The following is a 22229-nucleotide window of genomic DNA, read 5'->3' as shown; positions in this document are numbered from 1 at the left end:
TTATATATGTATTATACAACGAATTGTACTCGTGTCAATCCAAACACTCTTTCAGTTTCATTGACATTACATACTAAAAGACATAACATTATAGGTAATAAGGAGTGATGACATGAAATTATCCGCACGAACACGTTACGGCATCGCCGCGATGACTTATATGCACATCAACGATCAGGAACTTACAACACTTGTGAACATCGCTGAGCATCTAAACATTTCTAAAATTTATCTTGAACAAGTTTTTTCCAGCTTAAAACAAGCCAATCTCGTTGACGCAGTTAAAGGTCCTGCGGGAGGCTATTATTTAAAATCCAAAGAATGTAATATGTTTAACATACTTAATGCTTTAGAGCCATCGCTTTTCGAAAAAACACCAGCATCAACAGATGATAATATTATAAACGCAGCATTATGTACGCATTTATACACACCCATTGATGCAGCACTTCGTGAGACTTTAAAAGGCATTAAACTAAAAGAAATCGCCGAACTCATTAAGAATGAATCCGGCGACGGTAATATGTATTACATCTAATCTTCAAGGGAGTCGAGATCGACTTCCTTTTCTTTTGTTACACGAACACGTGCAATAACTTTTTCATCAAGTTCCATAATGGAGAAACGATATCCATGATAAATGACATCTGATAAATCTTCGCGTACATCCTCTTCAGTTGGAAGACGTCCAATTTGACCGACGACAAAACCACTAACAGTATCGTAATCTTCAACAGGAAGATTAATATTGAGTACATCTTCTAAATCTTCAATATCACAGGCCCCATCAACTAAATACTCATCCAAATTCACAGCAACAATCTCTTGTTCCTCTTCTTCATCGTATTCATCCATAATGTTACCCATAATTTCTTCAATAAGATCTTCCATCGTCACAATGCCAGCAGTACCACCGTACTCATCAATCACGACAGCAAAATGCATCTTACTGTTTTGTAATTCTCTAAATAGTTCATCCGTACGTTTTGAATCAGGAACATAGTAAGGTTCGCGAATAATTTTTTTAATCTCAAACACTTCATCATCACGATGATCTTTAACATAACGCAATAAATCACGTAAATGAATTAAACCGATAATGTTATCGATACTATCCTCATAAACGGGATAACGTGTATAACGTTCTTCATCAACAAGTTCCATAATGTCCGCAAAAGAACTGGATACATCAATACCGACAACTTCTGTACGGTGAGTCATAATATCCGCTACATCGAGATTATCAAATTCAAATATATTATTAATCATTTCTTTTTCCGTGACATCAATTTCACCCGCATCAACCATAATTCGGATTTCCTCTTCCGTCACTTCATCTTCAGCTTTATCAGGATCAATTCCAATTATTCTCAGTACAAGATTCGTCGATACCGACAACACTTTTACCAAGGGTTTCGTAAAGACTGCTAAGGCTGAAATGGGATAGACTACAAAAAAAGCAAATTTTTCTGGACTGGTCATCGCAATGCGCTTTGGAACAAGTTCCCCAAAAACAAGCATTAAATATGACGTCAACAGTGTAATCAAAATCATTGAAATTGGCTTCATAACCGAAGCAGCCATCCAACCATTTTGTACGACCCAATCTGTAAGAACTTGCGCAAACGCTTCTGAAGCAAATGCCCCCGATAAAATACTTGCCAAGGATACACCAATTTGAATGGTTGACAAGAAACGGTTCGGAACTGCTTTAAGTTCTAAGACGCGTTGTGCTTTCTTATGTCCTTCTTCTGCCATACTTTTAAGTTTGTTATTATTAATTGAAACAAACGCTAATTCACTTCCTGCAAAAAAAGCATTTAAGAGTACTAAAAACAATAGGGTTATGATTTGTACAAACATTATTGAACCCCCCCTATAATTACACTGTATTTTTGATTCCTTTTAGGATAACTATCCTGGTCACTGTTTTCCACAAACAATCCTCCAAATTTTCTATAACAGTAATTCTACAAACTACCTCCTCAATTGTCAATACTGAGGCATAATCGTTCAAACGATATTATTTAATATTATATCATAATTTCAAAGTGAAACGACAAACTATGGAAAAGAGGCATGTGCCTCTTTTTAAATTTTAATCATCAAATGTCTTCAATGCTTCACTCATATTCACATGGTTTGCACGGCGAGCCATGAGGACGTTTATGATAATTGAAAGCGCGAATGTTAATACGATAGCCATTACAATACTCATTGGTAACAACTCTCGATTAAACATGATTGCATCCAATTCTGCTTGTACCACCACAAATTGGTGGAGGAAATATCCAAATCCAACACCAAATATAAGGCTGATTAAGGTCAGAATTATATTTTCACGTAGGATATACGTTGCAAGCTCTTTAGGATAAAAGCCAAGAACTTTTAAGGTCGCAAGTTCTTTATAACGTTCACTAATATTCATAGTAATAAGGTTTAGAAGTACAATCACTTCCAGTGCGAATGCAGCACCCACGATAACATAAATAACAATATCGAAATTCCCCATCATGTCTTGATACGATTCACGCATATCACCTAAGAAACTGACGTTAAATACAGAATCTTGACGAAGCAATTGCTCTGCCACCTGATCATGATCATCCGGTGTATTAAAGAGATACATGTTTTCAGGTAATTTTTTTCCGGTTATGGCTTGATGTTGTGCTTCACTCATAAAGATATAGTGGGCAACATAGTTCTCTGAAATCCCACCAATTTCAAACTCATAATCGTGTTCATTCACTCTGAACGTGAGAACATCACCGACATCCACATTTTTTAAGATTGATAGTTTTTCAGTAATCACAATTGGATCTTTTTCAATAGAGATTGGTTCTTTTGTATGACGATCTTTTAATTGGATAAAATTTGGTAACGCTTTAAAATCTTCCGCAACATAAAGCGTTACATCTAAATCATCTACTTTTGCCGCTTCGGTCGCAATATGAATTGACTCTGTAACGGTAATATTCTCTGTAGAAACTTCTTGATCGTAGAGCACCATACCGTCGTATTGAACAACTTCATCAAATTGTTTATCAACAATTGAGTAGATTGAGTGCTTGATACCAAATCCAGTTATAAGAAGACCACAACATCCGCCAATCCCAACAACAGTCATGGCAAAGCGTGTTTTGTTTCTAAAAAGATTTCGTAGACTAACTTTATATAGAAAACTGAGTCGATTCCAAAACATAGGTATCCGTTCAAGAAGAATTCGCTGACCACTTTTTGGAAGTGGTGGACGTAACAAGTTTGCAGCCTTTTCACGGCTCACTGACATCGATTTAATCATTGCAACACCAACACTGGAAACAAAACTAATGAGTAGTGGAACCGCTGCATAACTCCATACAAAGCCACTTTCAAGTTCCGGTGTTAGATACATAATGCGATATGCATTATAAATAAGCGTGGGAATCATATAGAATCCCATGATTAAGCCAAGAATTGAGCCTAAAATCCATGCAAGTCCGGTAAACCCAACAAACTTCATCGCTGATGCGAGCCAAGAATACCCAAGTGCCTTATAGACACCCATTTGCATGCGTGATTCATCGACCATACGCGTCACGGTACTTAGTGTTACAAGAATCGCAACACCGAAGAAGATGAGTGGAAAAACTTGGCCAATCGCTTCAATGCGATCACTGTCTTGGTAAAATTCACGATATCCGATAAGGACATCTTCCCGATCAAGTAGGTAGAGTTTTCCGTGGTCTGTTTCTTCAAGTTCTTTTAAACCGTCATCGATTGTTTTTTGACCTGATTCAATTTGACCATATACTTCCGTTTTCTTGAGATCAAAAGCACGTTCTGCTTCGGTTAAACTTTTAAGTCCTGAATTATATTCTTGGATTCCTTTTTGAATCCGCACTTGTCCTTCTTTAAATTTCGCCTTCCCTTGCTCTAAACTTTCAAAACCAGCTTTAATTTCCGCCTCATTTTTATCAAGTTCCGCTTTGGAAGCAGTAAGGGTTGCTTCTGTTTTTTCAAAAGCCGCAATTGCTGCCAATGCCTCTGTTTTTTGAGGCTCAGGAAGTGTATCAACATTTTCCTTTAACGCATCAATTTCTGGGCGTTTAGCCTCTAGAGCAGTCAGTCCTAAATTATATTGTTCTTGACCTTTAGCCAACTCTGCTTCATAACCTTTTAGAATGTTTTCACGTTCTCCCACAGTCTGAGCAAAGCGACGCACTGCACTATCAAGTTTTGTTTGTAAGTCTCCTGGTCCAGGCTGAGATGAGAGTTCAAGAATTCCGTTTTCAAGTTCTTCATGAGCATCTTGGAGCTGTAGTCTTGTTTGCGTTAGCGTTTGGGACCCTTTCGCAAATTCTTGATCTGCTTCGAGACGTTTTTGATCTAATTCTTTTTGAGCATCTTGAAGTTTTTCAAGCTCTGGCTTTGAAGCACGGTCAAAACGTTGCGATGAGATCGCCGCTTCCTGCTCTTTTATACGTTCTTTTTGCGCTTCAATATTAACATCTTCTCCAAACACAAAGCGTGCACTGGTGAATACATCAATTTCTTTATCCAAATCAAGACCATACATAAACCCAAGTACATTTCCAGATCCTATTTTACTTTGACCCCGTTCGAGATTCATATACAAACTGGATTCCGCAAAGCCGACTATTTTAAGATTTGCTGCCTTAAATACATCATTTTTCTTTAATTTTACAGTATCTCCGAGTTCAAAACCACGGTGTTCATGAAGTACTTTATCAACCACTACTTCATTTTTTTGAGTGGGCATTCGTCCATCTACAAGGGTAATATCTTTTTCTGTTTGTTGATTTATTTCGATGACTTTCATCACACCATCAACATCGCGAAGGCCAATAAATGCATCGCCGTCATAGACACCGACTGCATCCCCGTCCACAATACCACTGAGTTGTTCCAACATTGCTTGATCAATACCAAGGCTGTGACGGTATTCTAAATCCATCACTTCGCTTTCTTTCATGTATCGATCACCCGTAGCACGCATGTCATATCCTGTTACACGAATCCCAACAAAAAAACCAACCCCCAACGCGGTGATTATAAGGATCGCAACAAACTGAAACCACTTCGCCTTAATTTCGCGTAGGATATCTTTTACCATGAGATGTCATCCACCGACTTCACATGATCATTAGCCCAATTTCGTTCAACTTTACCGTTTTTTATTTCAATAACTCGGTCTGCAATTTGTGTGATGGTTTGGTTATGAGTAATAATCACTACCGTCATATTATAGATATCAGAACAATCACGAAGCACCCGAAGAACTTGTTGCCCCGTTTCAGTATCCAGCGCTCCCGTGGGTTCATCACAAAGTAATAACTTCGGATTCTTAGCAATTGCCCGTGCAATCGCAACACGTTGTTGTTCGCCACCTGACATTTGCGCCGGGAAATTTCCCATACGTTTCTCTAGACCCACTTGTTCTAAAATTATTTGAGGGTTCTTAGCATCTTTACATATCTGAGTCGCAAGTTCCACATTCTCCAAAGCGGTAAGATTAGGGATTAAGTTATATGATTGAAAAACAAACCCAACATCATCACGTCGATAAGCCGTCATTTCTCGATCACTCATGCCAGTAATTGCTTTTCCATCGATGGTAACACTCCCCGAAGTGGGCGTATCCATACCACCAATAATATTCATTACAGTTGTTTTCCCAGCACCGGATGGTCCAACAATAACGATAAACTCACCTTTATTAATAGAAAAATCCACCCCTGCACATGCTGAGATTTCAACGTTTCCAACTTTGTATACTTTTGTAATATCTTTAACTTCAATATAACTCATCCTTCAATAACCTCCTTAAGACACTTCAACAGTGCTTCATGTGTATTTGGAAGCGTTCCTTCAATAACACAATCCAAACACATATTTAAATACTTATTAATTGTTTTTCCTTCAATACCTAATTTTTTTAAGTCCGACGCCGTGATCTCAAGATCACGAATGGATGTAGGATGTTTTTGATCTCTAATTTCTTGGATAATTTGACTTATATGCGTACATCGTTGTAGCTGATACTGTGCTCGCGAACCTTTCGCTAAGTTATCAGCACGCTTTACTGCCATTAAGTCCTCAACCCACTCAATTCCATGAACTCGGATGAGTTGTTGGAGTTGCGCAGATACTGGTTGTACTTTTAAATCGTGTTCAAGAATCAATTTCTCTAAATACGTCCGCTTCTTAATTGAGAATTGTAATGCTTCAAAATAAGGGCGCGCAATGATACAACTTGCTTGCGCATGACCCGGATAGTGTGCAATACCCAAATCATCTACAGTTTGCACATTAATTTTTCCTAAATCATGAAACAAAGCAACCAATTTCAAATCAACGCGATTTGGAATTCCTTGCATTGTACGAATGGTATGCTCGTATAGCGAGTATTCATGGAAAGGGTTATGCTGATCAAATCCTAGCGTTGCCTTGAGCGGCGGAAAAAGTGTCATTAAGAATTCCGGACAGTGAAGGCTTGTTTCTAAAAAATAGGGTCCCTTCAAATAACGTGATAGTTCAGGATAAATTTGTACAAGTTTTAGACGTTGAAGTGACTCTATTTGTGATTGTACCTCAAATAATGTTTCTGCATCAATATCAAAACCGAGTTCCGATTTAAAGCGATAAAGACGCGCAATTCGTAATACGTCCTCTTTAAAACGAACTTTAGGATCGCCAATAACACGAAGTTTATGATTTTTTAAATGATCGACCCCATTATAGTAATCAATTAAACCATGACGCGGATGATAATAAAGAGCATTCACCGTAAAATCACGACGCTTTGAATCATCAAAAAGGTGATTAATAAATTCTACACGTGATGGCCGTCTACCATCCTCATAATCCCCTTCAAGCCGCATTGTAGAGATTTCAAAATGTTCTTCACCGAACATAAACTTAACACCATAATCATGACCGTTTGATTCAAGTGAATATTTTTCATAAATTTTTAAAAGTTGTTCTGGTAAAGCATTGGTACATAAGTCTATATCAAATGATCGATGTCCCATTAGCGCATCACGAACAAAGCCACCAACCACAAAAACTTCAAATCCACGGTCAGTAAGCTCCATCATCACGGTTTCAATATTTTTAGATAATTCGATCATTTGCATCAACTCCACTTAAATTATAACACCCTTCGTTCGAAGGTGAGCATTGTTCACCAAAAATTAACAAATAAAAAAAAGAGGATTTCTCCTCTTTTCTACTGAACACGAATCTTACTAGAGTTCTGTTCTTCAACTTTTGTTGGAAGTGTAATTTGGAGTACACCTTGTTCGTAACTTGCATCAATTGCATTCGCATCAACTTCCGCAAAACGAATTTGTCGTTTAATATTTCTTTGATTTCGTGATCGATAAAAGTAATTTTTCGCTTCGCTCTCTTCTGATTCACGACGTGTTGCTTGAATGGATAAGATATCACCACTAAATTCGATATCAATATCTTCCTTTTCAAATCCTGGCATTTCAATTTCTACGTAATAACTTCCATTTTCACGATAGATATCAATACCGGTTCCATAACCTGCGTTATTCATAAAATCGTCTCCAAACAAGCTTTCTAAAAGTGTTGTCGGTCTTACTGTTTGTTTCATATAATTACCTCCTATTTTAGCACTCCCATTAACAGAGTGCTATTACACCCTTAGTATACCACATCCTTTAGCACTGTCAACATTAGAGTGCTAAAGGATAGAAATTAGGTTAGCCTTTCTTGACACACTTATTATACAGGCGTATAATACCAATTAAATTAGGTGTCCCTAATTTAATACAGGAGGTCCTATAATGACTATTTCAAAATCATTGTTATCCGAATTTAAATCGGAATATCAAAATAATAAAGCGGCTTGTACGCTCGAAAACGCAGTGACACACAACGGAATTCACGACATCGCTGTAGATCATTCATTATCATCACGCTACCCTGATGCCTTTTCTGTTCAAGCAAAAACAGGTCAAATTACAAATCAAAAGGCAAGTGGACGTTGCTGGATGTTCGCATCCCTTAACACAATGCGCGCCGATGTTCTTGGATGTCTAAACGTTGATTCATTCGAATTCTCGGAAACGTATCCATTCTTTTGGGATAAACTCGAAAAAGCAAATTACTTTCTCGAAAGCATTCTAGAAACTAAAGACGAACCAACCGATGGTCGTTTAATTCAACATCTTTTATCAGGTCCTATTCAAGATGGTGGTCAATGGGATATGTTTAAAGGAATCTTAGAAAAATACGGTGTTGTTCCTAAAGAAGCAATGCCTGAAACCTACCACAGTTCAAATTCCGCATTTATGAATAAAATCATCACTTCAAAACTTCGTGAATTTGCTTATGAACTGCGCGAATCCGAAAACCCACGTAGTAAAGATGAAATGTTATATGAAATTTATCATATTCTATGTTTATGTCTTGGAACACCACCTGAATCATTCAGTTATGAATACCATGATAAAGATGGCAACTATAAAAAAATCGATACCATTACACCGGTTGATTTTATGAATAAGTATGTAGGTTGGAATCTTAAGGATAAAGTAAGTATTATTAATGCCCCTACTAAAGATAAGCCTTATGGAAAAGCATTTACTGTTAAATATCTCGGTACGGTAAAAGAAGCCGATCCAATTAAGTATGTGAATGCACCCAGTCATATCTTAAAAGAGGCTGCAATTGCGCAACTTCAAGATGGAAAACCTGTCTGGTTTGGATGTGATGTTGGACAAATGCATGATCGCGATAATGGTATTATGGCTAAAGATGCCTTTGATTTCAAAGGCGTTTTGAATACTGAATTAAATCTCGATAAAGCCGGTCGTCTTGATTATGGCGATAGTTTAATGACACATGCAATGGTTTTTGTCGGCGTTAATTTGGATGAAAATGGAAAACCAACACGTTGGAACGTTGAAAACAGTTGGGGAACTGATCGTAATGCACGTAAAGGCTATTACACCATGACGGATGAATGGTTTGATGAATACAACTACCAAGTTATGGTAGATAAGAAATATGTACCAAAAGATTATCTTGAAGCTCTCGAAAGCGATGAAGTTATTGAACTTGAACCATGGGATCCAATGGGGGCTCTTGCGTTTGTGAAATAGCACTGAGTGTATCTTGAATCACAACGATAAACGAAAAAACGTATCCGAAGATACGTTTTTTTTATTCTACTGTAACTGATTTCGCAAGATTACGCGGACAATCAATATCACAGTCTCTGATATTTGCACTATAATACGCGAATAATTGATGTGCAATCACACTAATAAAAGGCATCAATGCATCATCAACCTTCGGTATCGTTAGAACTTCGTCATAAGTACTCGATAGATCAACGTCACTGCTGATGATGAGAACCGTACCCGCTCTTGCTTGAACTTCTTGCACATTGCTGAGTGTTTTTTCTTTGGTGTTCCTTTGCGTTAAAGTAAAAATAGAAAGAACATCCGAATCAATCAAGGCAAGCGTTCCATGTTTTAACTCTCCTGCTGGATAAGCATCACTCATAACATAGGAAACTTCTTTCAGTTTAAGCGATGCCTCAACGGACGTCGCATAGTCTAGACCTCGACCTAAGAAAAACACAGCCGAGACATCTATAAACTTTCGTGCAAGTATCTGAATCTCATCTTTTTGTTCAAGTAAAGATTGTTGAGCGGTGATACATTGTTGAAGCTTGACAAGTGCTTGGTGGGGATGTTTCGCGTCTTGAAGTACTAAGGTGATGAGATAAAGCAACGCTAACTGCGCCGTATATGCTTTTGTACTTGCAACTGACTTTTCAAATCCCGCACAGGTATAAATACACACATCGACCTCACGCGCAATTGAAGACCCTTGAGAGTTCACAATTCCAAGTGTTCGAATTCCTTGTTTCGACACCATGCGTAAACACGCAAGACTGTCTGCTGTTTCCCCACTTTGAGAAATAAACCATGCACAATCAGCGTCATTGAGTTTTAAAGGATTATAGCGGAACTCACTTGCTGTATGAATCATGACTCGATAATCTGTTTCATCTTCAATCCAATACTTTGCGCATAACCCTGCATAAAGGGCCGTTCCACATGCAATAATGTGGATGGTTTTAATGTTTGTAAAGAAATCACACGGGATGGGCAAGGAAACATTTAACGAACCCTCATCATCAGCTTGTGTATAAGTTCGTAAAGTTCGATCAAGTACATCAGGTTGTTCATGTATTTCCTTAAGCATAAAATGCTCAAACAATTGTCGATCGGATGATTCTTGATTCCAATTCGCAAAATGAATTACTTTATCTTTAACTTCGATACCATCGGATCGGTACACCACAAACGAATCCGATTCAAGACGAACAATCTCACGATCATCGAGCAGCATGTACTCATTGGTATAACTCAAAATGGGTGACATATCCGAACCGAGAAACATTTCTTCTTTTCCAATACCTAAACACAATGGACTGCCGTGCCGAACACCATAAAGAACATCCTGTTCGTTTAAAAACATGATCGCAAAAGCATAACTACCACGAATCCGGTCACACAGTAATTCAATGGCTTTTTGATTTGAGATTGATTGCTTTATTAGATAATCCAAATACTTGGCCGCAACCTCAGAATCTGTCTCTGATACAAAACTGTAACCAAGTGCTAATAATTCTTCTTTCAACTCTAAATAATTTTCAATAATGCCATTATGTACCAACACTACATTTTCTGTGCCATGTGGGTGTGCGTTATTTTTAGTCGCACGACCATGCGTTGCCCAACGCGTATGTCCAATACCACAGGAAGGTTCACCTTTACGAGCTGTTTCAAGTTGCTTTTCTAAATTCTTAATTTTTCCTTTTTCTTTATACGTTTTTATTTTTTTTCTTTCTTGAATCGCTAAACCAACTGAGTCATACCCTCGGTACTCTAAGTGGGATAATCCCACGCTTAAAACGTCGACAGCATTTCGCGTGCCAACATATCCTACAATTCCACACATATTATATATCTCCTATTATTTTAAGATTATGGTTGATAAGGGATTTGTTCTATTTGTCCTTATCTTACGATTCCATATAACCGAAGAGGCATCCGCCGAAGTCTCGATTCTCCTCTTTCCTCGTCGCTCTCTATGAGCCAGGCGCTTGTATTCCTATAAATCCTCCTTTCTTTTTCTATTTTATCACAGTCTTTTTTATCCTTATTATTTTTTTTCTTAAACATCTATTTGGGGTAATAATTAGAACTTAATCATTCTTTGTGTTTTATTCATAAGAGTTTGCTATAATGTGCATATTGTAATTTTGGAGGTTACACAATGTCTTATTTTAATTTTATGGGGCATGAGATCTTTTATGAAGAATTCGGTATGGGAGACCCCTTAATTTTCCTACATGGTAATGCATCATCATCTGATGTTTTTAAACCGATTATTGATTTATATAAAGATGACTTTAAAGTCGTGCTTATTGATTTTTTAGGTTATGGAAAATCCGAACAAATTGATGCATTCCCGCTTGATATTTGGGCTTATGAAGCCGCTCAAGTGTTAGAACTTATTCATATTAAAGATTATCGTGATGTGAAGTTAGTGGGAATGAGTGGTGGTGCTATTGTTGCTGTTAACATTGCCCTCAAAGAGCCAGGACGTATCCATAAAATCATAGCTGATAACTTTCAAGGTGAATCATCAAGTCCTCAATTTCTTGAATCGCTCGCACTTGAGCGTCGAAAGTTACTTTCCAGTATACCGGGAAAATTTAACCTCCGAAGAATTCATGGGAAAAAATGGCACACAACAGTGGTAAATGAAACTAAAGCGATCTTAGAATTTGGGAATACGCCCTACTTCGATGATTTGAGTAACTTACGTGCTCCCCTTCTTTTAACGGGTTGTCGTGATGATCAGCGCATTCGTAAATGTCATTACATTCATATTTATAATTGTCTGCTTAAAAAAGTTCGACATACCTCGATTTATTTGTTTAAAAATGGGAAGTATCCAGCGGTGCTTGCCCATCCTGAATCGTTTTCTGATTTAGCTTATCATTTCTTTGATGACGATGACACGATTCAAATATATAAAGTAGAATAAAAAAAACAATCAGCTCAATCTGATTGTTTTTTTTTACTTATTTAAAGACTTTAACTTTACCCTTCACATCTTGTAGTGTTTTAGGTTGAACTTCATCAATTGCTTTACCAAATGGCATTTGCGCAACTAATTTCCAACTTGATGGAATTTCAAATGCCTCTGCAGCACTTGCATCCACAAGTGGGTTGTAATGTTGTACGGATGCACCGATTCCCGCTCCGGCAAGAGCAGTCCATGTTACCAATTGCATCATTCCGTTTTCTTGTTCTGCCCAAATTGGGAAATTATCTGCATAAAGTGCAAATTGATCTTGTAAGCCTTTCACAACATCGGTATCAATATAATAAAGAATTGTACCTTGACCTTGTTTGAAACTTTCTAATTTCGCTACTGTATTTTCAAATCCTTCTTCAGGTGCTACTTCGCGTAATGCTTCGCGGGTTAAGTCCCAGAATGCATCACTGTGTTTTCCAAATAAAACGACTGCGCGTTGTGTTTGTGCGTTAAATGCTGAAGGTGTATGTTGAACTGATGCTTCCACCAATTCGATTACTTCTTCTTCGGTTAAAACCGCTTCCTTTGATAATCCATATCGAGAACGTCTAAGTTCTAAATCTTCAAAAATCTTAGTCATGACATTTTACCTCCTGAGTCACTATGTTTTACGAATTATATTATATAGTTGTTGACTATGTTAATTCAAACCATATGCTCTAAAGATGTTTGTGTAATTTTCAAGTTTGTGAACTAGTCTGGTTAATGTAGATTTTAGAAAAGGAATGGTGTAAAATGATTAAAGAACTAGGAGGAATTGATTATGATGAAATTAGTTGTAGTTCGTCACGGTGAAAGTGAATGGAACGAAAAGAACCTCTTTACTGGATGGGCTGATGTAGAACTTTCAGAAAAAGGTGTAGAAGAAGCTAAACTTGGTGGACGTATGCTTAAAGAAGAAGGTTACGATTTTGATATCGTTTATACTTCATACTTAAAACGTGCAATCCATACTATGGACAATATTTTGAATGAAATGGAACGTACATGGTTACCAATCGTTAAAGATTGGAGACTTAACGAACGTCACTATGGTGCGTTACAAGGTTTAGATAAAGCTGAAACAGCTGCGAAATATGGTGAAGACCAAGTTCTTATTTGGAGACGTTCATTTGACGTTAAACCTCCAGAATTAGATCCTACTGACGAACGTGCTCCACGTAACATGGAAGCATACCGTAATGTAGAAGATAAAGATATCTTACCATTACACGAATCCTTAAAAGAAACAATTGAACGTGCTGTTCCTTATTTTGAAGAAACAATTAAACCTCAAATGTTAGATGGAAAACGTGTTCTTATTGTTGCTCATGGTAACTCATTACGTTCACTTGTTAAATATTTTGACAATATGACTGATGACGAAATTATGAAGGTAAACATTCCTACAGGTGTTCCTTTGGTTTATGAATTTGATAACGACTTTAATGTTGTAAACAAATACTACCTCGGTGACCAAGAAGCACTTAAAGCTAAAATGGAAGCAGTCGCAAACCAAGGAAAAGCTAAATAAATTTAAAAAACGAGTCTAACTCGTTTTTTTTCTTTGTGGTCTAAGTTATAAGGCTAGTTTATTAGCCTGGATTTTTGTACAATAGTTATAGACTTTGGAGGTAATTATGAAAAAAAATGATATAGGTGTTATTGGACTTGCAGTCATGGGGTCAAACCTAGCCCTTAATATGGCTGATCACGGTTATAATGTATCGATCTATAATCGTACATATGCTGTTGGTCAAAAAGTAATTCAAGAAAACCCACACGAAAATTTAAGTCTTTTCGAAAGCTTAGAAGATTTTGTTACTTCACTCGAAGCACCTCGTAAAATCATCCTTATGGTTAAAGCGGGACCTGCTGTCGATAAAGTAATTGAAAATTTAATTCCACTCCTTAACAAGGGTGACATCATCATGGATGGTGGTAATTCAAATTTCAAAGATACGATTCGTCGTACCCAAGAAATCGAAGCACTTGGATTCCGTTATTTAGGTGTTGGTATTTCTGGTGGTGAAGAAGGTGCACGTTTTGGTCCTGCTATTATGCCAGGTGGAAGTAAAGACGCTTATCAATTTGTTTCAAATATATTAGAAGATGTTTCTGCAAAAGCGCAAGGCGAACCATGCTGTACTTATATTGGTGAAAACGGTGCAGGTCATTATGTCAAAATGGTCCATAATGGAATTGAATATGCAGATATGCAATTAATTGCGGAAAGTTATTCAATTTTAAAACATGTTGGTGGTTTTTCGAATGAAGAACTTGAAGCAATCTTTACTGATTGGAATCACGGTGAACTTGATAGTTTCTTAATTGAAATTACAGCACAAATCTTTGGTGAATTGGATCCGGATACTGGTAAACATATGGTGGATGTCATTTTAGATACAGCTGCTCAAAAGGGAACAGGTAAATGGACTGCCGAAGAAGCATTAAATACCGGTACCGATGCTTCCTTACTTGCATCCGCAGTCTTTGCCCGCTTTATTTCAGCGAAAAAAGAAGAACGTGTTCAAGCACAAGATATTCTTGGATTTGAAGCACCTCATGCGCAAATTAATGACCGTGAAGCGTTTATTGAACAAGTTCGTCAAGCCTTGTATGCAAGTAAGATTATTGCTTATGCACAAGGTTTTGACTTGATGAAAAATGCTTCCGTAGAATACGGATGGGACTTAGACTTTGGCGCGATTGCGAAGGTATTCCGCGAAGGATGCATTATCCGTGCGAAATTCTTAAACCGTATTACAGATGCATATACATTAAATCCTGAGCTACAAAACTTAATGTTGGATGCATCTTTCAAAGAAAGTCTTCTTGACTACCAAGGCAGTTTACGTGATGTGTGTGGTCTTGCCATTCAATCTGGAATCAGTGTTCCAGCCTTTACCAATGCAATCAGTTATTTCGATGCTTACCGTAATGGCCGTTCAAATGCAAACTTGATTCAAGCTCAACGTGACTTGTTCGGTGCTCATACCTTTGAACGCGTTGACAAACAAGGCAGTTTCCACCACGAATGGAATCCTAGTAATGAAGCCAAATAATCATATCGTTGCAATTTTCGGAGGTACGGGTGACCTTACCTACCGAAAGTTGTTACCTGCATTTTATAATCTTCTTGAAACCAAAAGCCTCCCCGAGTCCTTTCATCTTGTTGTGATTGGACGACAAGATTTAACGACAGAAGCCTATCACGAGTTGGCAAAACCTTGGCTTCGAGAACAAGCACGTTTTGATGTGAAAGAGGAAATCTTGGATGTCTTTCTAAATTACGTATCGTATTTTAAGATGACATTTACCGAAGATGAAGGGTATCCACGTCTTAAAACATACTTTGAGACACTTGATCCACAAGCACAAATTCTTTACTACTTCGCAGTTGCGCCTTCTTTCTTTGAGACCATTGCGACACAACTCCATCGCCATCAATTGGTTTCCAATAGTAAAGTCATTATTGAAAAACCCTTTGGGAATGATTTAAAATCCGCAATCGATATTAATAATACCTTGACGCATATCTTTGCTGAAGATCGTATTTTCCGTATTGATCACTATGTGGCAAAAGAGATGGTTCAAAATATCTTTACCATCCGTTTTTCTAATATGATTTTTGCGGATAGTTGGAATGGTGCGTCCATCAATAATATACAAATTAGTGCCGCTGAAACGGTTGGGGTTGAAAATCGTGGTAATTATTACGATCATACAGGTGCATTAAAAGATATGTTTCAAAATCACTTGCTTCAATTATTATCCATCGTGCTCATGGATGAACCCCATGCATTTAATGCTGCGGACATTCATCATGAACAAGAAGCTGTGTTGGAAAGTCTGTATGTAGAAGATTACGAAAATGATATTGTTTATGGTCAATACCTTGAAAACAAAGATTCGAAGTCCTATACGGATGAAGATAAAGTTGAACGTGATTCCACTACAGAAACGTATGTTGCCTTAAAGCTTGCCTCTTCATTACCCAAATGGCAAGATACCCCTATCTATATTCGTACGGGAAAACGAATGCATAAACGTTCGACGGAGATTATGATTGAATTTAATCAAAAAGACCATGAACAACCCAATGTCCTAATCATTAAAGTTCAACCAGATGAAGGAGTCTATCTTCGTTTCAATATTAAAAAACCGGGACAAACCCACGATAGTCAAACGGTGTTTATGGATTTCTGTCAGAGCTGTAATTATGAGAACAGAGAAAATACACCGGAAGCGTACGAACGGCTCCTTAAGGCTGCCATGGATTCCGATCAATCCCTTTTCGCTAGTTTTAAACAAGTCCATCTAAGTTGGAGTTTGGTTGAGACAATTCTAGAGCATAAAGGAAACCACAAACCTGAAGGCTACGATGCTTATTCATCCGGTCCGAAACGTGCCCATGATTTATTAGCACGTGATGGCAATCAATGGATTGAAGAACAGGTTATGGGTGAAATTTTTAAATACTAAACCTAAAAAAAACTTCTTAAATGACTAAGAAGTTTTTTTATATTTACATTCCTGTTCCTAAGTACTGAGATATGGCTGCCGATAAGCGTGGTATGATTTGATTCTTTCTTGAAACAACGTCTTGTAAGAAGGTACGTGCTTCACCGTCTTTATTGGGGAATGCGTCCAAGACCGCTTCTTTTAGACTTCCTGAAGCAACAATAATGGATCCATTATCCTCAACACTGGTAAAAACAACAACCAATAGATCAAGGTGATGCTGTGCTACAAATTGTTCCATCACTTCTTCAAATGAATCTAAAATATCATCCAACTCATCAAAGTGATAAATAACGAGTTGAGATACCATAACCTCTTTTTGAGAAATATAGAATTTCTTAATATCCTGGTTAATAATATCTTCATACGGTTTATTTTTTAATCCGGATGTTACTTCGTACATATCACGTGCAAATTCATTACGATCAAGACCCGATCGATCTTGGAGAATGTTCGCAATCTCAAAATCTTTAGGTGTTGTCGTTGGTGATTTTAAATTTAACGTATCGGAAACCAGTGCTGCAAGTAATAACGAAGCAATGTCTTTTGGAATTTCGACACCATGTTCTAAATACATCTTTGTGATGATCGATGCCGTTGATCCGATGATTTCATTTCTGAAATAAATCGGTTTAACGGTGCGTAGGTCGCCAATACGGTGATGATCAATGATTTCAAGTATTTCTGCTTGTTGGATCCCATCCACGCTCTGTGAGGCTTCATTGTGGTCCACAAGAATCATCTTTTTACTTGATGAGTTTAAAATATGGTATCGTGATACAAAACCATAAATCTTATTTTGATCATCCAATACTGGGTATGCACGATAACGTGTTTTAAGCATACGCTTCCCAACATCATCCACAAACTCATTCCAATTAAATGTAATTAAATCCGTCGACATAACTTCACGAACACTTGGCGCAAACAATAAATAACGCGAGGTATTCATGGTTCCATGTGTTGATCGAATAATTCCACAATCATGCAGTTTCGCAAGCGATAAGACCGATTCTTCGATTTCATCCGTCCATACCGTCACAATACAGGATGCACCTTTACGAATTGCAGTTAACTGTGACTCCGTATCATTCCCAATAATCACGAGGCGGTCTGTTAATTCATAATTATCCAACTTTGTCTTGGATATCGCAATAATACTGGTTTTCCCATTAAAATGAAAATGCTTTGGTTCATAAATCAATTCACCATCAATTGCTTGCGCAATATTACAGATTGGTGTTTTCTTTAAGAGTGCGATTGAGTGTTTTGTATCACCCATCGCGATATGAGCTAGATTTGAACTAGTCACAAGCCCAATCAGTTGATCCCGATCATCAACTACCGCAAGTGTCTGTCGCTTATCTGAGATAATTTCCATTGCTTCCTTAATGGAGGTATCCAGATGAATCTTTACCGCATCATCCATTTCAATCTCATCAAGTGTTGCACGTGCATCTTTGAGAAGTGTTGGTGTTTCAAAACCAAAGCGATCAAGAAGATAACTGGTTTCATCACTCAGTTCACCCAAACGACAAGGTACTGCTGGAGCACCAAGAATGTTTTTGAGATGAGCATATGCAATTGACGATACAATTGAATCCGTATCTGGATGACGATGTCCACAAATATAGATTAAATCTTTTTCGTTTTTCATATTAATTCCCTTTCAATGATTAATATAAGTTTATCATATCTACTTAATATATAAAGATGACCCTGTGAAAAAGAACCACGATTAAACACTATTTATAGGTATAACTGACCAAATCTGATTCTATGTTGCGTTAATTATTCCGTTTCGCTTCCAAAACCAGCAATTCTGAAATCATCTTGCTTTTTTTATCAAAATAAAAAAACACTGATTTCTCAGTGTTTAGTCTTCATGAATCATATCGTAACGATAAGATGAATGTTTAATCATATTTGGATTTGGTTTGCGTGTTCGGTGAATTTCTTTATGTAAGTCACTGCGTTTAAAATTAGTATAGGCATCTTCATTTTCCCAAACAAATGACACATCCACACAATCATAACTGTGGCATGACTCATTCAGTCCTACACGAATACTTACAAATCCTGGAAAATCTTTAACTACCGTACGATTATAAAAATTCTCGGCAAAGTCACGACCTGTTCCTTTTTTCATTTCAAAATGTTTAACTTCTACATATTTCATTGTGATACCATCCTTTTTAAAATCGTAAGTTCTCTATGTATATTTTATTCAAACCTGACCGATGAATCAAGCATTCCATAAGTTAAATTGATGATATTATTCACAAAGTATCGTTTATGAGAATGATTTGTTCTAAAAAATGGTACTCATGTCATAAAATAAAAAGCACAGCAAATCATTTGTGATTTCTGTGCTTTTCTACACAAAGTTATTTTGTAAGTCTTGGTAAATCAAGTACTTCTTCAATGGAATTGATAATATACTGAGCACCATGTTCCCGAAGTTCTTCAACACTTCTAAAGCCCCATGACACCCCTACTGGTACCATTCCCGCATTCTTAGCTGTTTTCATATCCACATCACTATCGCCTACGAAATAAATTAAAGAAGGATCAATCCCCATCGTTGATGCAATCACCAACGGGTAATAGGGATCTGGCTTATGTTTACCATCAAAGGTATCTCCTATTGTCGCAACAAATTGAATATCATCATAATAATGCTTCACAATCCCATCTGTATATTCCTGTTTCTTGTTTGTACAGATTGCAATTGGAGTATTACGTTGATTAAGTTCCTTGAGTGTTTCGCAAACCTTGTTATAGGGCACAGACGCCTCTGTGTAGTGGCGACTGTATTCATCAAGGTATTCTTTCTGGATTACATCAAATGCTTCGTAATCGCTCGGTAATGCCCGCTCAACGAGTTTTTTCATCCCATTTCCTACAAACTTTTTATACTGTGCGCGATCATAAGTGGGAAGATTATGACGCGTAAGCACTGTATTTAAATTATTCCCTAAATCATCAATGGAATCTAATAACGTTCCATCTAAATCAAAAATAAATGCCATGTGAGTCCAACTTTCTAAATTACATTTCTAAAGACTTGATTATCATGTTTTGGTTCATAACATGTTGTGATTGGACGTGACATCGCCCAATTGAAAAAGCGTGAATCATCATGCTTTGTTTTAATTGGAAAGAAACAAAGCGGTTGAAGTAAATCAAGAGCTTCGCGTGCACCACGATCAAAATCTTCACCCATTGAAGGTTCAAGTGTAAACATTAAGATATCAATCGGTGCATAGACCGCAATATCTTGAAGAATTTCATGGAAGTGATGCGTTTCAAAACGAGATTCTGCAGGCGTAAACGTATCCTTCCAATGCCAGTTGTTAAGCGACCCGGCATGTAAGATTTTTAAATCGCCTTCTTGAATGAGATAACAGACACCACCACCTGTACTTTCATACGTACGCACTTTCGCGAAACCTAAGTGAATTTCATCACCTGGCTCCATCATAAAGACATTACGGTACGGAGATACTAAAATATCCGATGACAGGATAACCGTCTTTCCATAACTGTAAATTGATTCATTGTAATGATTGCGATGACGACTTGTTACGAAAAAGAATGTTTCTTTCTCACTGTATAAATACCGTGATGGCAACAGACCCTCAACATAATCAAAAATATAAACTGCTTTTTCCGTTTCCACAACATAACCCGCATTATTAATATATTCTACATTAACCATCATAATGCCCCCCTTGTTTTTATTATAACACGAAAAAGAGTAGCATAATGCTACTCTAAGCTAACTGAGATTGTCCTGAATATAATGATGCATAACGACCGCCTAATTGAATTAAATCATCATGACTTCCGCGTTCAATAATTTCACCATGTTCTAAAACAATAATCGCGTCCGCATTTCGAACTGTTGACAGACGGTGTGCAATCACAAAGGTTGTACGTCCTTCCATAATTGAATCCATCCCTTTTTCAACCATGCGTTCAGTACGGGTATCGATGGAGGATGTAGCCTCATCAAGGATGAGAATTTCAGGATTGGCTACCGCAGCACGTGCAATATTCAGTAATTGCATCTGTCCTTGCGATAAATCATCCCCATCGCCTCCAAGAACCGTTTGATAGCCATGTTTGAGTTGACGTATGAAATGATCCGCATTCGCAAGTTTTGCGGCTTCGATACACGCTTCATCGCTTGCTTCAAGATTTCCATAACGAATGTTTTCCATAACGGTACCACTAAACAAGTGCGTATCTTGAAGGACCATCGCTATATGTTTTCGCAAACTGTAACGATTAATCGTATCGAGAGGTTTGTCATCAATTAAGATAGTTCCTGCATCAATATCGTAGAATCGAGAAATTAGGTTTGTGATGGTCGTTTTCCCTGCTCCAGTAGATCCTACGAAAGCAATTTTCTGTCCCGGCTTCGCCCAAAACGAAACATCTTTTAGGACTGGAACACTTGGATTATATCCAAATGTTACATTTTCAAAACGCACTGACCCTACAACATCTTCAAGAATTAAATCCGTTTCATTTTCAGACTCTAAACTCCAGTCCAGCAGTTCAAAAATTCGTTCAGCTGAAGCGATTGCAGACTGAAGGGTTGTGAATTGACTCGAGATTTCATTAATTGGTTTTCCTTGAGTCCGTGTCATATTTACATAAGCACCCAAGTCTCCAATACTTAATCCATGATTAATTGCAAGGTATCCCCCCACAATCCCAATAACCGCATAACTAATGGTATTCACATTCTGCATCAACGGGTACATCATAATCGATGTAATCTGAGCACTTTGAGAATTCTTTCGGTAGTCTTGATTTAGCACTTGGAAATCTTTCTCAGCTTCTGCTTCATGATTAAAAAGTTGCATAACCATTTGGCCTTCCATGGATTCTTCAATGTAACCATTGAGGGTTCCAAGGGAACGTTGTTGGCGTTTAGAATAAATACGACTTCGTTTTACGATTGCATTTGCCATAATTGAAAGCAGTGGCAAGATCAGCAAGGTCACAAGGGAAAGCGTAGGACTCAGGATAAACATTACCACGATTGTTCCTAATAACGTGAAGATATTAATAACAATTGAAGCAGCAGCAGAGTTTAAGCCTTCCCCCACAAGATCAATATCGTTTGTAAAACGACTCATTAAATCCCCATGAGCATTTTGATCGTGATACTTAACATCCATCTTCAACACATGATCAAACATATCTTTTCGAATTGTTTCGACTGTACGTTGAGAGATTTTGACCATCATGCGGTTTGAGAAAAGCATCGCTAAAACTTCAACCACAAAGATTACGGCAAGAAAAATAAGTTTACTAAAGAGCTGTTGGAACATCAAATCTCGTGAAATCGATCCATTTAATCCGTTTTCAATAATTTTGATTAATGGAGAGATCGAATACGATCCATAAAGTCCACCCAGGGTTGAGACAATCGATGCGATGATTACCATAATCAGCAAGATCTTATTTTGTCCTAAATAGCCTAAGAGACGTTTCAGTGTTTTTTGTTGGTTTCGTGGTTTATGACCAATGACGACTTTACGTTCACTCAT

General features: G+C 37.4%; 18 protein-coding genes. 6 read left to right on the top strand and 12 right to left on the bottom strand.

Annotated features, from left to right (window positions below):
- Positions 1-112 precede the first annotated feature (112 nt).
- Positions 113-538 (top strand): RrF2 family transcriptional regulator, encoded by a 426-nt coding sequence (locus tag NMG63_RS02530; protein ID WP_123171725.1) that lies wholly within the window; start codon positions 113-115, stop codon positions 536-538.
- Here NMG63_RS02530 and NMG63_RS02525 read toward each other — a convergent pair.
- The 5 genes from NMG63_RS02525 to NMG63_RS02505 all read right to left on the bottom strand — a co-directional run bounded on the left by NMG63_RS02525 (position 535) and on the right by NMG63_RS02505 (position 7624).
- Positions 535-1863 (bottom strand): hemolysin family protein, encoded by a 1329-nt coding sequence (locus tag NMG63_RS02525; RefSeq protein WP_254007386.1) that lies wholly within the window; start codon positions 1861-1863, stop codon positions 535-537. The two genes, NMG63_RS02530 and NMG63_RS02525, sit on opposite strands and share 4 nt — an antisense overlap.
- 235 nt (positions 1864-2098) lie before the next feature.
- A complete protein-coding gene (locus tag NMG63_RS02520) occupies positions 2099-5116 on the bottom strand; it encodes an FtsX-like permease family protein (protein WP_254007385.1) in 3018 nt (1005 codons plus the stop codon).
- On the bottom strand, positions 5110-5811 hold the full coding sequence (locus NMG63_RS02515; protein ID WP_123171728.1) for an ABC transporter ATP-binding protein: 702 nt from the start codon (positions 5809-5811) through the stop codon (positions 5110-5112). The genes NMG63_RS02520 and NMG63_RS02515 overlap by 7 nt, the downstream gene beginning before the upstream one ends.
- Positions 5808-7133 (bottom strand): CCA tRNA nucleotidyltransferase, encoded by a 1326-nt coding sequence (locus NMG63_RS02510; RefSeq protein WP_254007384.1) that lies wholly within the window; start codon positions 7131-7133, stop codon positions 5808-5810. Before NMG63_RS02510 ends, NMG63_RS02515 begins: the two co-directional genes overlap by 4 nt.
- 98 nt (positions 7134-7231) lie before the next feature.
- The gene (locus tag NMG63_RS02505) at positions 7232-7624 is read right to left on the bottom strand and encodes an Hsp20/alpha crystallin family protein (protein ID WP_254007383.1); all 393 of its coding nucleotides are present in this window, start codon (positions 7622-7624) and stop codon (positions 7232-7234) included.
- A gap of 193 nt (positions 7625-7817) precedes the next feature.
- Here NMG63_RS02505 and NMG63_RS02500 point away from each other — a divergent pair, with 193 nt between their 5' ends.
- Positions 7818-9137 carry a C1 family peptidase gene (locus NMG63_RS02500; RefSeq protein ID WP_254007382.1) on the top strand — a complete coding sequence of 440 codons (1320 nt, stop codon included), beginning with the start codon at positions 7818-7820 and terminating at the stop codon, positions 9135-9137.
- A 61-nt stretch (positions 9138-9198) separates the two neighbouring features.
- Here the strand turns inward: NMG63_RS02500 and glmS are convergent, their stop codons facing one another.
- Positions 9199-11010 carry a glutamine--fructose-6-phosphate transaminase (isomerizing) gene (gene glmS / locus NMG63_RS02495; protein ID WP_254007381.1) on the bottom strand — a complete coding sequence of 604 codons (1812 nt, stop codon included), beginning with the start codon at positions 11008-11010 and terminating at the stop codon, positions 9199-9201.
- A gap of 318 nt (positions 11011-11328) precedes the next feature.
- Here glmS and NMG63_RS02490 point away from each other — a divergent pair, with 318 nt between their 5' ends.
- On the top strand, positions 11329-12105 hold the full coding sequence (locus NMG63_RS02490; RefSeq protein ID WP_254007380.1) for an alpha/beta fold hydrolase: 777 nt from the start codon (positions 11329-11331) through the stop codon (positions 12103-12105).
- Between the two features lie 37 nt (positions 12106-12142).
- Here NMG63_RS02490 and NMG63_RS02485 read toward each other — a convergent pair whose 3' ends face one another.
- Positions 12143-12739: a nitroreductase family protein gene (locus tag NMG63_RS02485; RefSeq protein WP_123171733.1), complete on the bottom strand. Its 597-nt coding sequence runs from the start codon at positions 12737-12739 to the stop codon at positions 12143-12145.
- A gap of 183 nt (positions 12740-12922) precedes the next feature.
- On the opposite strand from NMG63_RS02485, the gene gpmA reads away from it, so the two are divergent.
- The 3 genes from gpmA to zwf all read left to right on the top strand — a co-directional run bounded on the left by gpmA (position 12923) and on the right by zwf (position 16623).
- Complete coding sequence (gene gpmA / locus NMG63_RS02480) at positions 12923-13672, top strand: 2,3-diphosphoglycerate-dependent phosphoglycerate mutase (protein WP_013852680.1); 750 nt, start codon at positions 12923-12925, stop codon at positions 13670-13672.
- A 106-nt stretch (positions 13673-13778) separates the two neighbouring features.
- Positions 13779-15203 carry an NADP-dependent phosphogluconate dehydrogenase gene (gene gnd, locus NMG63_RS02475; RefSeq protein ID WP_254007379.1) on the top strand — a complete coding sequence of 475 codons (1425 nt, stop codon included), beginning with the start codon at positions 13779-13781 and terminating at the stop codon, positions 15201-15203.
- Positions 15190-16623: a glucose-6-phosphate dehydrogenase gene (zwf, locus tag NMG63_RS02470; RefSeq protein ID WP_254007378.1), complete on the top strand. Its 1434-nt coding sequence runs from the start codon at positions 15190-15192 to the stop codon at positions 16621-16623. The genes gnd and zwf overlap by 14 nt, the downstream gene beginning before the upstream one ends.
- Positions 16624-16666: 43 nt before the next feature.
- Here zwf and NMG63_RS02465 read toward each other — a convergent pair whose 3' ends face one another.
- From NMG63_RS02465 to NMG63_RS02445, 5 genes are all read right to left on the bottom strand, one after another.
- Positions 16667-18319 (bottom strand): putative manganese-dependent inorganic diphosphatase, encoded by a 1653-nt coding sequence (locus NMG63_RS02465; protein ID WP_123171736.1) that lies wholly within the window; start codon positions 18317-18319, stop codon positions 16667-16669.
- A gap of 219 nt (positions 18320-18538) precedes the next feature.
- Positions 18539-18841, bottom strand: coding sequence for an antibiotic biosynthesis monooxygenase family protein (locus NMG63_RS02460; protein WP_003773035.1), 303 nt, complete (start codon positions 18839-18841; stop codon positions 18539-18541).
- Positions 18842-19049: 208 nt separating this feature from the next.
- On the bottom strand, positions 19050-19694 hold the full coding sequence (locus tag NMG63_RS02455; protein WP_254007377.1) for an HAD family hydrolase: 645 nt from the start codon (positions 19692-19694) through the stop codon (positions 19050-19052).
- A 14-nt stretch (positions 19695-19708) separates the two neighbouring features.
- Entirely contained in the window at positions 19709-20386 is a 678-nt protein-coding gene (locus NMG63_RS02450; RefSeq protein ID WP_254007376.1) for a metal-dependent hydrolase, read from the bottom strand.
- A gap of 52 nt (positions 20387-20438) precedes the next feature.
- Entirely contained in the window at positions 20439-22229 is a 1791-nt protein-coding gene (locus tag NMG63_RS02445) for an ABC transporter ATP-binding protein (protein WP_254007375.1), read from the bottom strand.

Source organism: Erysipelothrix amsterdamensis, assembly GCF_940143175.1.
Taxonomy (GTDB): Bacteria; Bacillota_I; Bacilli_A; order Erysipelotrichales; family Erysipelotrichaceae; genus Erysipelothrix; species Erysipelothrix amsterdamensis.
This window is presented reverse-complemented; position numbering and strand designations above follow the sequence as displayed.